General features: G+C 41.1%; 12 protein-coding genes and 1 pseudogene. 5 read left to right on the forward strand and 8 right to left on the reverse strand.

Translation table 11 applies throughout. The features are described from left to right. The first annotated feature begins 139 nt into the window (after positions 1-139). Positions 140-1,087, forward strand: a pseudogene (locus tag HY063_14260) (replication-associated recombination protein A). On the opposite strand, the gene HY063_14265 reads toward HY063_14260, so the two are convergent. From HY063_14265 to HY063_14295, 7 genes are all read right to left on the reverse strand, one after another. Then, positions 1,084-1,536 (reverse strand): hypothetical protein, encoded by a 453-nt coding sequence (locus HY063_14265; GenBank protein MBI3502951.1) that lies wholly within the window; start codon positions 1,534-1,536, stop codon positions 1,084-1,086. The pseudogene HY063_14260 and the gene HY063_14265 sit on opposite strands and share 4 nt — an antisense overlap. Positions 1,537-1,593: 57 nt before the next feature. Continuing rightward, positions 1,594-2,868, reverse strand: coding sequence for a competence/damage-inducible protein A (locus HY063_14270; GenBank protein ID MBI3502952.1), 1,275 nt, complete (start codon positions 2,866-2,868; stop codon positions 1,594-1,596). A gap of 6 nt (positions 2,869-2,874) precedes the next feature. Next, positions 2,875-3,312: a hypothetical protein gene (locus HY063_14275; GenBank protein MBI3502953.1), complete on the reverse strand. Its 438-nt coding sequence runs from the start codon at positions 3,310-3,312 to the stop codon at positions 2,875-2,877. Then, positions 3,287-3,691: a hypothetical protein gene (locus tag HY063_14280; GenBank protein MBI3502954.1), complete on the reverse strand. Its 405-nt coding sequence runs from the start codon at positions 3,689-3,691 to the stop codon at positions 3,287-3,289. The genes HY063_14275 and HY063_14280 overlap by 26 nt, the downstream gene beginning before the upstream one ends. A gap of 250 nt (positions 3,692-3,941) precedes the next feature. Beyond that, positions 3,942-5,261: an adenylosuccinate synthase gene (locus HY063_14285; protein MBI3502955.1), complete on the reverse strand. Its 1,320-nt coding sequence runs from the start codon at positions 5,259-5,261 to the stop codon at positions 3,942-3,944. A 105-nt stretch (positions 5,262-5,366) separates the two neighbouring features. Next, entirely contained in the window at positions 5,367-5,549 is a 183-nt protein-coding gene (locus tag HY063_14290; GenBank protein ID MBI3502956.1) for a histone H1, read from the reverse strand. A 45-nt stretch (positions 5,550-5,594) separates the two neighbouring features. Continuing rightward, positions 5,595-6,842 (reverse strand): aminotransferase class I/II-fold pyridoxal phosphate-dependent enzyme, encoded by a 1,248-nt coding sequence (locus tag HY063_14295; protein MBI3502957.1) that lies wholly within the window; start codon positions 6,840-6,842, stop codon positions 5,595-5,597. A gap of 102 nt (positions 6,843-6,944) precedes the next feature. On the opposite strand from HY063_14295, the gene bamD reads away from it, so the two are divergent. The 4 genes from bamD to HY063_14315 all read left to right on the forward strand — a co-directional run bounded on the left by bamD (position 6,945) and on the right by HY063_14315 (position 10,385). After that, positions 6,945-7,823, forward strand: a complete 879-nt coding sequence (gene bamD, locus HY063_14300; protein ID MBI3502958.1) for an outer membrane protein assembly factor BamD — start codon at positions 6,945-6,947, stop codon at positions 7,821-7,823. Between the two features lie 15 nt (positions 7,824-7,838). Further along, entirely contained in the window at positions 7,839-8,171 is a 333-nt protein-coding gene (locus HY063_14305; GenBank protein MBI3502959.1) for a DNA-directed RNA polymerase subunit omega, read from the forward strand. A gap of 79 nt (positions 8,172-8,250) precedes the next feature. After that, a complete protein-coding gene (gene coaBC, locus HY063_14310; GenBank protein MBI3502960.1) occupies positions 8,251-9,462 on the forward strand; it encodes a bifunctional phosphopantothenoylcysteine decarboxylase/phosphopantothenate--cysteine ligase CoaBC in 1,212 nt (403 codons plus the stop codon). Next, a complete protein-coding gene (locus HY063_14315) occupies positions 9,459-10,385 on the forward strand; it encodes a DUF4835 family protein (protein ID MBI3502961.1) in 927 nt (308 codons plus the stop codon). The genes coaBC and HY063_14315 overlap by 4 nt, the downstream gene beginning before the upstream one ends. A 143-nt stretch (positions 10,386-10,528) precedes the next feature. Here HY063_14315 and HY063_14320 read toward each other — a convergent pair whose 3' ends face one another. Then, positions 10,529-13,435 (reverse strand): PKD domain-containing protein, encoded by a 2,907-nt coding sequence (locus HY063_14320; protein MBI3502962.1) that lies wholly within the window; start codon positions 13,433-13,435, stop codon positions 10,529-10,531. Positions 13,436-13,548: the final 113 nt, after the last annotated feature.

A 13,548-nucleotide genomic window follows, 5' to 3' on the forward strand; every position in this document is an offset into this window, starting at 1 on the left:
GATAAAGGAAGGTGACTTTTTTTCACCCAAAAGTGTCTCGATTACGACACGCTCTTTATAACTTAATCTGTGATAATTCTGTGTTTCCATACAACAAATCTACTAGGTCGATTTGTTGCGCTAAGTTCTTGAATTCGGGAAATCGCAGCAGGATTCTTTGCTTGGCGCTGTTGAAAAAGGAACAGTGACTTTAATTGGAGCAACAACTGAAAATCCTTCGTTCGAAGTTATTTCTGCTTTGCTTTCGCGCTGCCAGGTGTATGTGCTTAAGCCGATGGAAAAAGATGAATTGCTTAAGTTGATTGATATTGCAATTCGCAATGATGAATTTCTGAAAAAGAAAAAAATAATTGTAAAAGAAACGGATGCGCTCCTTCGTCTTTCAGGAGGAGATGTTCGAAAACTTTACAATGCGCTGGAACTTTATGTGAATTCAATTTCAGAAAAGGAAGTGGTAATCACAGATGAAAAACTTCTCAGTGTTGTTCAGCAGAAGATGGCGCTGTATGATAAAACAGGCGAACAGCATTACGATATTATTTCTGCCTTCATAAAATCCATTCGCGGCAGCGATCCCAATGCGGGAGTTTATTATCTGGCGCGAATGATTGAAGGAGGCGAAGACCCGCTTTTCATTGCAAGAAGATTAGTGATTCTTGCTTCGGAAGATATTGGCAACGCAAACCCGATGGGATTGGTTCTCGCCAACAATTGTTTTCAGGCGGTGAATGTGATTGGCATGCCGGAAGCAAGAATTATTCTGGCGCAAACTGTTGTTTACCTCGCGTGTTCGCCAAAGAGCAATGCTTCTTACAAAGCAATTGGTGAAGCGCAGGATGTTGTGAAAAAGACCGGAGATTTATCTGTGCCGCTTCCTGTCAGAAATGCTCCAACAAAGTTGATGAAAGAGTTGAATTACGGAAAAGAATATCAGTATGCGCATTCATTCGAAGGAAATTTTGTGAACATGGAATTTCTTCCCGAAGAATTAAAAGGAACAAAATTGTATGAGCCGGCAGAAAATGATGTGGAGAAAAGATTCAGGGAATATTTAAGAAAGAATTGGAAAGAGAAGTATGGATATTAATCCTCGCCCATCATTTTCCGTGTAATCACCTGCACAGGATTCCCATCGTAAATCCAGATGTAAACAAATGCCACCGCCATTCCGCCAAGAGTTTGTTCCACCGTTTGCCACATAAGGTCAAAAAGAATGTAAGAGGGTTTTAGTTGAGTGCTGAAAGAAACTCCAACCACAAGCGCGACAATGTACGTTGTAATTCCCAGTGCGGCTCCCGAAATTATTCCACGTACAAGAGGCCTGCGTGCAATTGCTTTTGGAAATTCCATCAGATAAACTTTTGTGACAAGAAAACCGAGAATAAGATACGTGATGATGGCGCCTGTAAGAAAAATTTCTTTCGGATAGGAAAGCCGTTCCAAATCATTCAGAAAAAGTCCATGCCATGCATACGATGCACCGAACATCAGAATGGAACTGAAAATCCAGGAAAGAAAAAATCGCGGAACGTTCATGGGGTTCTTTACGAAATTGCTCTGCACAAAGTTACACTAATTTGAAGGGTTACAAAATTATTTTTTAAACAACATTCTTAACATATTTAATGCAGTAATTCCCGATTTTTGAATATTCCTTTCCCGGTTGTTCCCAAAATTAAATTTTTGTGAAATAATTTTCTTAGAAGATGAAACGGCTATCCAAACCGTTCCTACGGGTTTTTTTTTTGTTCCTCCTGTTGGTCCTGCAATTCCTGTAGTGGAAATTCCAAAATCAGCGTTAAGTTTTTTTCTCACTCCTTGCGCCATTTGTTCTGCTATTTCTTTACTTACTGCTCCTTTTTCTTTCAGAGTTTTTTTATTTACTCCAAGTTCTATTATTTTCACTTCGTTTGAATAAGCAATAATTCCTCCTTTGAAATAATCTGAACTTCCCGAAACACTTGTAATTAAATGCCCGATGAAGCCGCCTGTGCAACTTTCGGCAACAGCGAGAGTTTTCTTTTTCTTTCGAAGAATTTCCCCTATTATTTTTTCAAGTGATTCAGGTTCTTTGCCGAATTCTTCTATGGAAAAAATTAATTCGGGAATTATTTTTTTTAGTTCGTTTATTTTTTTATTGATTGCTTTAGTAATTTTTTTATTGTCATTTCGAGCGGAGTCGAGAAATCCTTTTGCCGACAACCGAAGTTTCACTATTCCCGGAGAAGGAAGATATGCCAGTTTTATTCCTTCAGAAGAAAGTGAATCTTCCCATGTTTTTATTTTTTCTGCAAGTGTAGATTCTCCGACTCCCTGCGTGTAAATTGTTTTGTGCAGGATAAATTCTTTTGAAAATCTTTTTAGTAATTCAGGAATTACAAAATCATTCATCATCGCTTTCATTTCATAGGGAACTCCGGGGAGTGAAATCCATATTTTATTTTCTATTTCAAAAAACATTCCGGGCGCTGTTCCGTTTTTATTTCGAATGGGAGTGCAATTCTCCGGAACTTCAGCTTGCCCGCGATTCATGGCAGGCATTTTTATTCCGTGCAATTCAAATTGAAATTTTACATCCTTAAATAATTCTTCTTTGAAAATTAATTTAGTTCCGAAAAATTCGCAGAGAACGGGTTTGGTAATATCATCGCTGGTTGGGCCAAGTCCGCCAGTGATGAGAATAATATCTGCTCTCTTACGTGTTTCTAAAAAAATCCGCAAAAGTTCCTGCTTGTCATCTCCCACAGTTGAAATCTGCCTCACGGAAATTCCAATCAGGTTTAATTGCTGCGCCATCCATGCTGCATTGTTGTTTACAATCTGCCCTATGAGAATTTCATCGCCAATGGAAATTATTTCTGCGTTCATTAAAATTTATTTACTGTAGGGTCCCCGAATAATTTTCTTCAGCCACCCGGCAATCATTCCAAGAAAATCGCCTTCGTTTTCTATAATCAGTTCGCTGCGTATGGCATTTGCCAAATAAAAATAATGGTCGAGTTTATGCTGCATGAGCCACAGGGCTGCGTCTTTTTTCTTTTTAATAGTTCGGATAGTTGCTACCCATTCGTATTTTTTGTTTTTCACAAGCCAGTTGAATGCGCTTGTATTTCCCGTTACCGCATTTGCAAAGGCTGCAACTTCAAAATATTTTTTTGATACCAGTTCTTTCAGTGCGCCATCGTAACCTTTCAAAGCATAGTAGAGCAATTCAAGTTCTTTCAGATTATTTTTTATGAGCCAATCCAGCGCTTCTTTATCACCTTTGATAAATTTTGTGAGGTGCTCAATTGCTTCCTTGTTGTAATTCATGAGTGCGTTTTTTCTTTTTTGCTTTTGGAATTTTCCCAATTCGTTCATCGCCTTTCAAAATCAGTTCACAAATTTTTATTACTGACTCTTCAAAATCTTCTGCGTTTTCATGAATTATCTGCCAGTTGGTTTCTCCTTTTCCTTCGCTCAGAATGTAAACTGATTGCATGGAAGGGAATTCTTTTTTCAAACTTTCGTGATGTTCTTTTCCGGTGGCAATCCAAACTCCGTTCGCATCAGCATGGTCGAATTTTTTTCTTACGATTAAAAGAATTTTTCCATGGGAATAAATCGCATGGCAGCCAAACATGGGACGAATAGTTATTTCCAATGGATGCAGATAATCCAAAATAAAATCAAATGGAATTTTCTTTTTCATCTGTAAATACGAAAGTACAAAAGAAAAAGCGGATGCACCTGCTTCCTGAATGCACTCGGTGCCGATTCATTTTTGCAGATGCTTTCCGCTTCTGATTTCTTCCATCCCCCGGTTCTTTCATGGGCGAGAGCCGACTCTTCAGGAAGAAATGCTTTTTATATCATAACGAAGAACGTGCCAAATGGTTTCGGCATTTTAATAACTGGTCGTTTTGGTGAGTAAGTGGTAAGAGAAACAGCAGTAAAATACCTCACCTGCTTATATTCGCATTTTCTTTTCTGCTTTCTTTCCCTCTTTGAATAATCTGCGTGCGGTCAGGACCTATTGAAATGAGGGTGATGGGCGTGTTCACTTCTTTTTCTATAAAATGAATGTAATCGAGTAACGGTTGAGGAAGATTTCTGCCGGCATTGCGGCAATCGGTTTTCCAGCCGTTGAAGTCTTTATATATAGGTAGAAGCGGAATGGAAATGTCATAGGGAAGAAAATCAATCTTTCCCTCTCCTTGCTCAAGGAGAGGGGAGTGAGGGGTGAGGTAATGCGTGCAAACTTTAATAGTATCCAACCCTGCAAGCACATCGGCTTTCATCATGATGAGTTCGGTAACACCGCTGATGGCAATGGCATATTTCAGCGCGGGCAAATCAAGCCAGCCGCAGCGTCTTGGACGTCCGGTGGTGGAGCCGAATTCATTTCCCGCCTTGCGAATGAGTTCTCCGGTGGCATCATTCAGTTCGGTGGGGAAAGGTCCGCTGCCCACGCGCGTGCAATACGCTTTGAAGATTCCAATTACGTTCCCGATTTTGTTGGGAGCAATTCCCAAGCCCGTGCACGCGCCCGCGCAAACGGTGTTGGAGGAAGTTACATACGGATAGGTGCCGAAGTCAATATCAAGCAGCGAACCCTGCGCGCCTTCCGCCAGAACGGTTTTCTTTTCTGCGAATGCATCGTGCAAATATTTTTCGCTCTCTATGCAGTTAAATTGCTTGAGGGTTTCTATTCCGTCAAACCACGCGGGCTCATGCTCTTTTAAATCGTATTTGAAATCATAAAGCGCAAGAAGTTGTTTATGCTTCTCTACTAAGAAATCATATTTTTTTTTGAAGTCAGGAGAAAAAATATCTCCCACGCGCAAACCGTTTCTTCCTGTCTTGTCCATATACGCAGGACCGATTCCTTTGAGAGTTGAACCGATTTTTTCTTTTCCCTTCGCTGCTTCGCTGGCAGCATCTAACAATCGGTGCGTGGGAAGAATCAAATGCGCACGCTTTGAAATGAAAAGATTTTTTCTTGATTGAGCTCCGAGTTTTTCAAGTGCAAGAATTTCTTTCTTGAAAACCGTGGGGTCAATCACCACTCCGTTGCCGATAATGTTTACAATCCGCTCGTGAAAAATTCCTGAGGGAATCAGATGTAGAACGTGCTTGAGCCCGTTGAATTCAAGCGTGTGCCCTGCGTTGGGTCCGCCCTGAAAGCGCGCAACAATATCGTACTTGTCGGCAATGACGTCAACAATTTTTCCTTTGCCTTCATCGCCCCACTGCAAACCGAGCAAAACATCTGCTTTCATATAAAGAAATTGCGAACTGCGAAATGAAAATTGCGGATTGACAATACCTACTCGCTGCGAAGAAAATCAATCCGCAATCTAAAATCCGAAATCCGAAATGGATTCTTACGCGTCCTTGCGTCCTTTGCGGATTTCCTGCACTTCATCGCGCATGTCCTGGCAGGCGCGTTTAACATCCTGCAGGTGCTTGCGAACGCGCGTTCCTGCTGCGTTGTTTCCGCCATAGAATTTCTGAACATCGTTGTCCATGTTGGCAACTAATTGTTTGAGGGCTTCGTACTTTTGCATTTTGATTTGGGTTTGAGTTGTTGTTTTAGATTTATGATTCGTGATTTAAGTTACGGCTGCAATTTTTTCAGATTGAAATTCTCCTTTTGCAAGTTTCTCTTTAACTTTTTTGAAGCAATCTATGGTGTAATTCACATCTTCAAGCGTGTGGGCTGCTGTGGGAATAATGCGCAGTATCATCATGCCTTTTGGAATAACCGGATAAACCACAATGGAGCAGAAGATGTTGTATTTCTCTCTGAGTTCAATCACAATATTTGTTGCTTCGGGAATGGAACCCTTCATGTAAACAGGAGTAACGCATGAATTTGTATCGCCAATATCAAAGCCGGCTTTCTTTAATCCGCTTTGAAGAGCATGAGTTATGTCCCATGCTTTTTTTCTGAACTCAGGATGATTGCGCATGAGTTCGAGTCGTTTTAATCCGCCAATCACAAGTGGCATGGGCATTGCTTTGGCGTAAACCTGAGAGCGCATATTGTAGCGCAGGTATTCAATAATGTTTTCTTCGCTGGCAATGAATCCTCCAATCATGGCGAAAGATTTTGCAAACGTGCCGAAATAAATATCCACTTCATCCTGGCAGTTTTGTTCTTCGCCTGTGCCGCCACCGTTTTTTCCTTCGATTCCGATTCCGTGTGCGTCATCTACAAACAAGCGGAACTTGAATTTCTTTTTCAGCGAAACAATTTCTTTTAGTTTTCCCTGGTCACCGCGCATTCCGAAAACGCCTTCGGTGATTACAAGAATGGCTCCTCCGGTTTCTTCCACAATTTTTGTGGCGCGTTCAAGAAGTTTTTCCAAACTCTGCATATCGTTATGAAGGAAAGCAAATCTTTTTCCAATGTGAAGGCGAACGCCATCCACTATGCAGGCATGCGCTTCGGCATCATACACAATTACATCTCTGCGGTCAACCAAGCAATCAATGGCTGAAACCATTGCCTGGTAGCCGAAGTTTACAAGAATGGCTTCCTGCTTGTGAACAAAATCGGCAAGTTCGTTTTCAAACTGTTCGTGAAAATTTGAATTGCCGCTCATCATGCGCGCTCCCATGGGAAGCGCAAGCCCGTATTTTTCTGCGGCTTCTTTATCTGTTTTTCTTACTTCAGGATGATTGGCAAGCCCGAGATAATTATTCAAACTCCAAACGAGTCGTTCTTTTCCGCGAAAAATCATTCGGTTAGAAATTTCTCCTTCTAATTTAGGAAAAGCAAAATAGCCGTGCGCTAGTTTTGCGTACTGTCCAATGGCTCCACGATTTTCTTTTATTTTTTCAAATAAATCTTTCATGTTTGCGTTGAAGTTTTTTCTTTACGTAATTAAAATTCGCACAATATTAGATATTTTCTTCAATCAAAGCCGAAAAAACTATCTTTGCGTGCCATAAAAGAAATGAACAATAAATTCACAAAATCAGCGTCCCGAAGGGATTCAGAGCAAAAAAACGAATTTGTACGAAAAATACGAAATATAAATCTTGTAATTCTGTGCAGCATTTGCTTCGTATTTTTTTCCTGCAGCGACTATAACCGGCTTCTGAAAAGCACCGACTATAATAAAAAGTACGAAGCCGCCATTAAATATTATGACGATAAGCAATATACCAAGGCACTCACACTGCTTGAAGAATTGGTGAGTGTTTACCGCGGAACAAACAAAGCGGAAAAAATAATGTACTACTATGCGTATGCCACTTATTCCACAGGGGATTATCTTTTAGCCGGCTATCATTTCGAAAATTTTGTGAAAACATTTCCTGCCAGCGATAAAACCGAAGAATGTTCTTTCATGTATGCTTATTGTTATTATCTCGAATCGCCTCGCTATAGTTTAGACCAGACGGATACAAAAAATGCAATCAAAGAATTGCAGATGTTCATCAATAAATATCCCGACAGCAAGCGCAAGGAAGAATGCAACGAACTTATGTCGAAACTCCGCGCCAAACTTGAAATGAAATACTACGAAATTGCCAAGCAATATTATTTTCTGGAGGATTATAAAGCCGCTGTGGTTGCGTGCGGAGGCGTGCTCAAAGATTTTCCCGATACAAAATACCGCGAAGAATTAATGTTCTTAATTGTAAAATCTAATTATCTTTACGCCTCCAAAAGCATAGAGAAGAAAAAAATAGAACGGCTTAAATTAACCGTGGATGCGTTTAATAAATTTGTAAGTTATTATTCTGAAACCAATAAATATTACAGTGAGGCGGAAGGATATTCGCTGAACGCAAAAAAACAATTAGACAATTTAAAAGCAACTCCTTAAAAAAACAATACCGATATGGACTACAAAAAATCAAACGCAGAACTAAACACCATCACCCGCGACCTTCGGACATTTGAAGCCAAGACAGGGAATTTATATGAATCAGTGGTGGTGGTGGGAAAGCGCGCCAACCAGCTTAACCAGGAAATAAAAGAAGAACTCACAGGCAAACTTGCCGATTTTGCTTCGCACACCGACAACCTCGAAGAAATTTTTGAGAACCGCGAGCAGATTGAAGTTTCAAAATACTACGAGCGTTTGCCAAAGCCGCACGCCATTGCCACCCAGGAATTCATGGAAGATAAAATCTATTTCAGAAATCCTGCCAAGGGCTCGAAGAGTTTCTAATTAGTTTCCAGTTTACTGTTTCCAGTTTCCGGTTTTTGATTTTGAACTGTAAACTGCAGACCGGAAACCGTAAACCGAAATGTTAACCGGAAAAAATATTCTGCTTGGAATCACCGGCAGTATTGCCGCCTATAAAAGCGCATTCCTCACACGGTTATTAGTTAAAGCAGGAGCGAATGTGAAAGTGGTAATGACTCCTTTCGCAAAAGAATTTATTACACCGCTCACGCTTTCCACGCTTTCAAAAAATCCGGTTTACTCGGAGTTTATTGCCAATGCGCACGGAGAATGGAACAATCATGTTGACCTTGCGCTGTGGGCAGATTATATTTTAATTGCTCCCGCCACTGCTGATGCAATGGCGAAAATGGCAAACGGAATCTGCGATAATCTTCTTCTCGCAATTTATCTTTCCGCTAAATCTCAAGTTGTAGTTGCGCCTGCAATGGATTTGGATATGTGGAAACATGCTGCCACAAAAGAAAATCTGAAAAAGTTAAAATCATTCGGCAACATAATCATTCCTCCCGATAGCGGTGAACTTGCCAGCGGACTGGAAGGCGAAGGAAGAATGGCAGAGCCCCAAGCAATTGTTCAGTTTCTTTCTGAGCAGATAAAAAAAAACTCTCCGCTCAGCGGTAAGAAAGCGCTTGTAACTGCCGGTCCCACTTACGAAGCCATTGACCCTGTGCGTTTCATCGGTAATCATTCATCGGGCAAAATGGGGTTTGCGGTGGCGGAAGCGTTAGCAAAGAGTGGGGCAGAGGTAACGTTGGTTTGCGGACCAAATTCTCTCTCGGTAAAAAATAATTCCATAAAAAGAATTGATGTTACAACAGCAGATGAAATGTATGCGCAATGCAAAAAGAATTCTAAAGCAGATATAATTGTAATGGCGGCTGCCGTGGCTGACTTCACGCCCAGGGAAAAGGCAAAAGCAAAGATTAAAAAGGGAATAACGGAAATACAGGAAATAAAGGTTGAGCCCACAAAAGATATTTTATCTGAACTCGGCAAACACAAAAACGGAAGTTTGCTCGTTGGCTTTGCGCTTGAAACGGAAAACGCAATTCAGAATGCAAAAAAGAAACTATACAATAAAAACATGGACTTGATCGTTCTCAATTCGCCAACATCTGAAACCGGCTTTATGCACGATACAAACAAAATCACTATTATTGAAAAACGCTTTGACTCCGCTCAGCGTGACAAAGTGAAAAAGTTTGAACTGATGAGCAAAGAAAACTGCGCAAAGGAAATTGTGAATGAAATAATAAGGAAAGTAAAATGATTCGGAATAGAATAATAATTTCACTTGTAGTTTTATTAGTCATTAGTCATTGGTCGTTGGTCATTGGTCAGGAACTCAATTGCTCGGTGCAGATTCTTTCTCCGCAGTTTCAAAATTCAACCGACAAAAAAATATTTCAAACGCTTCAGCAGTCCCTTTTCGAATTCATGAACACCCGCAAATGGACCAACGATGTGTTTCAGCAGGACGAACGCATTGAATGCAGTTTGGTCATTACCATTACCGACCATCCTTCTTCCGATGTGTTCAAAGGCGATGTGCAGGTGCAGGTGCGAAGGCCCGTTTATAAATCATCGTATAATTCTCTACTCTTAAATGTGCGCGACAAAGACCTTGAGTTTAAATACGTGGAATACCAGCCGCTCGAATACATTGAAAATACTTTCACCTACAATCTCACTTCCATGCTGGCGTATTATGCCTATGTGATTCTCGGAACCGATTACGATAGTTATTCGCAGGAAGGCGGAACTGCGTTTTATCAGAAAGCGCAAACCATTGTTTCTGTTGCGCAGAATGCCGCAGAAAAAGGATGGCAGAGCAATCAGAACGATCACAACCGCTACTGGTTAGTGGAAAATATTCTGAACTCATCGTACAAGCCGCTGCGCGAGTGCATCTATAAATATCACCGCATGGGTTTTGACCAGATGTCGCAGGATGTGGTGAGCGCGCGCGCGGTGGTGCTTGCTGCGCTGCTGCCTTTGAAAAGCGTGTATGAAACCAAGCCCGGCAATTATAGTTTAACGGTTTTCTTTCTTGCCAAGAGCGATGAAATTGTAAACCTCTTTATGCCTGCCGAGCAGGAAGAAAAAACAAAACTTCTTGAGTTGGTGAATTTAATTGACCCCGCCAACACCGTTAAGTACAATAAAATTAAAGAGCAGAGCAGCGGGCAGTAGGACTCACCCCTCTTTCCCCTCTCTACTTGGTAGAGAGGGGATGAAAGGGGAGAGTTATTTATCGGTGATTAGTAATTTGTTTGTCACAGGACTCACCCCTCTTTCCCCTCTCTACTTGGTAGAGAGGGGATGAAAGGGGAGAGTTATTTGTCGGTGATTACTAATTTGCCTGTGTAGACCTCACCCCCGCCCTCTCCTAAAACAGGAGAGGGAGTTGTCAGCCGAACGAAATACAGTCCGCTTGAGAGATTGCCACGAGAGAAAGTAACCGTCTGCCCGCTGATATTTTTTATTTGCGCAACTGTCTGCCCGAAACAATTGTAAACCGTGAGAGTTGCGTTATGTAAAAGATTGTCTGTCTGCAAAACTGTCTGTGTGGAAAAAGGATTCGGAAAAATCGTTACTGATTGATTATCGGAAAAAGTTTGAAGCCCTGTGCACAAATCCACATATATCTGTGCAGATGAACTGTCGGTGCATCCGTTTACATCGGTATAAGAATAAGTTATGGTGTGAGTGCCGGTTCCTGCTACAGCCGGGTCAAAATTTCCTGCGCTTACTCCGGTGCCGGAATAAATTCCTCCGTTGGGTGAACCCCCGGTAAGCGCATACGCGCCAGAACCGATGCAAACAGTATCTGGATTCAATGCAAGTGCAACAGAGGGCAAAGAATTAACTGTTACCATAACACTATCATTGTTCGTGCATCCGCTAGCATCCGCTATAGTTACAGTATAAGTTGTGGAAGCGGTGGGCGTTATTGCGATACACGCAAAAGTTTGATTGCCGGGCGCCCAGGAATAAAATATACCACCGCTTGCGCATAAGGTTGCACTTTGTCCAGTACATATTGAAACAGGACTCATAGGACCCACGGTTGGAATCGGATTAACAGTAACAGAAATACTTGTTGTGGAGTTGCCGCAGTTATTGGAAACTGTCGCGCTGTATGTTCCAGTTTGATTCACAACAATTGTTTGTGTGCTTTCGCCCGTTGACCATTGATACGAAGAATATCCTGTGCCTACATTCAGCATCACACTGTCTCCCTGACAAAATATGGTCTGTCCGCTTGGAGTAATTGTTGGATTGGGAAGTGTATCCACCGCAATATAATTTGTCATAGTGATAGAATCGCTGCCGGCAATATTTGTTACAACTAATTTCACAGAATATGTTCCGGAATTATAATAAATCACTTTCGGATTTTGTGCCGATGACACTGCGGGCATTCCACCGGGAAAACTCCATGACCATGTTGTGTTGGTGTATGAATAAGTAGTAGGAGTAAGGTCTGTAAAAAATACGGTATCGCCTGCGCAGACAGGAATGGGCGATGCAGAAAAAGCAGGAATGGGTTTTCCCACCGCATTGGTAAACCAACTTTCATGTCCTTCAAACATATCTTTTGTTCCGTCTGCAAGAGAATCATAAGCAGTTAAAGCAATAGTGTCAGTAATAGAGGTGGATGAAAGCGTGTATGTATTTACATTGCCGGCATTTATAAAATTTGCAAATGAATATCCCGTAGGAGAGCCGTAATAAATTTTATATCCTGCCAAATCAATTTCAGGATTTGTATTCCATGTTACTTTTATTTTTCCTCCTCCCAAATCGGTTTTAATCACATTCACCGGTGGAGTAACAGGTGCAGTTGTATCGGGTGATGATTTGTAAGGAGCATAATATACTATGCCAAGGGTGGCATTATCAAAGTAGTCCCATATTTTTGAATCAATCACAGAAGTTGATGTAGTACCCCACCAGCAGTTTTTTGCCATTATATCATTTCCTGTAAGGTTGGCATTCCATATTTCATAAGTTGCATAATCGCCATAAATATTATTATTATAGAAAGGAAAAGTACCGGCACCCGGAGCAGATAAATAAACTACAGAAGTAACAGGAGCAGAAGATGTACCCGTTGTTATGTTCCTTGTAATTGTATTATAATTAAAAGCCGTAAGACCCAAATACTGTCCTATGGCCTGGTTTTGGTCTGTAGAAGTGTTATCTACTATATGGTTTCTTACAATATTGTCAGCGTTACATATAGCGCCAGAATTGCTTGCCGAATTATGTGCTATAACATTATTGGTAATGAGCGGAGATGAAAAAACAGCAATACCACCTCCATAATAAGGAGTGTTGTTATTATAAATGATATTATCCTTCATCAAACCACTGGCATAAAATGATATTCCTCCGCCATATTGGTATGCGCTGTTATTACAAATAACATTGTCTGAAATAAGAACCGATCCGCCTAAATTCATTGCTCCGCCCGAACTGTTAACGCTGCCCCAAGTGGAATTATTTAAAAAAGTGTTTCCCGTAATGTAAAAAGTATATCCTGAAGGAGCACCGCCACCGCCTTCAATAGCGCCTCCTCCGTTAACAGCCGAGTTATTGCTGAACAGGCAGCCGGTGATATAAAACCTTCTGTAACCAGCGCCTCCTTCAAGATATGCTCCTCCTCCGCCACCTGTAGTAGTGTTATTATTTGTAAATGTGCTGTTGATAATATATACCGTCTTAAAGGCAGGACCAGAGGCATTAATGAATAATCCTGAGTTTGCGTTATTGCGTATATTGCAGTAATTAAAATAAGGAACAGCGTCTGGTGCATGTACCGCACCCTTTGAGGGATCTCCGCCACCATATTCCACTATGCAGTATTGCATGATGCAGCCGGTTTTAGCAGTGGTGTCATAATCGGTTGCCTGTGTATTAAAAAGAATATAATCCCAATCTCCAGACGCTGGAGTAATCGTATTGCTTGTAAAAGTAATCTGAGCCGTGTTTGTTCCTATTGCCCGTAATATTCCGCTTATCTGCAGAGATTTCTTGCTGTTGAATTTCACCATCACTCCGGGGTCAATGGTCAGCGTAAAACCGCTGTCCAATAAAGTATTTCCTACTATAATGTATGGACTGCCCGCAAGAGTCCATGTAGTATTGGAAGAAATGAAACCGCTTACATTGGTTTGCGAATATCCAATTTTAAAAATCAGTGTCGCACTTGTCAGAAGGAGAAAATATTTTTTCATTGTCGTTAGTTAGAATGTTTTATTTTTAAAAGTTATTGCCAACAGAGAGAGGTCAAAGTTATAAATTATCTGTTGAGAAATTGTCGGGGTCATTTTTTTTGCATTGTTGCTAA

The organism is Bacteroidota bacterium, from assembly GCA_016195025.1.
In the GTDB taxonomy this organism is placed as follows: domain Bacteria; phylum Bacteroidota; class Bacteroidia; order Palsa-948; family Palsa-948; genus Palsa-948.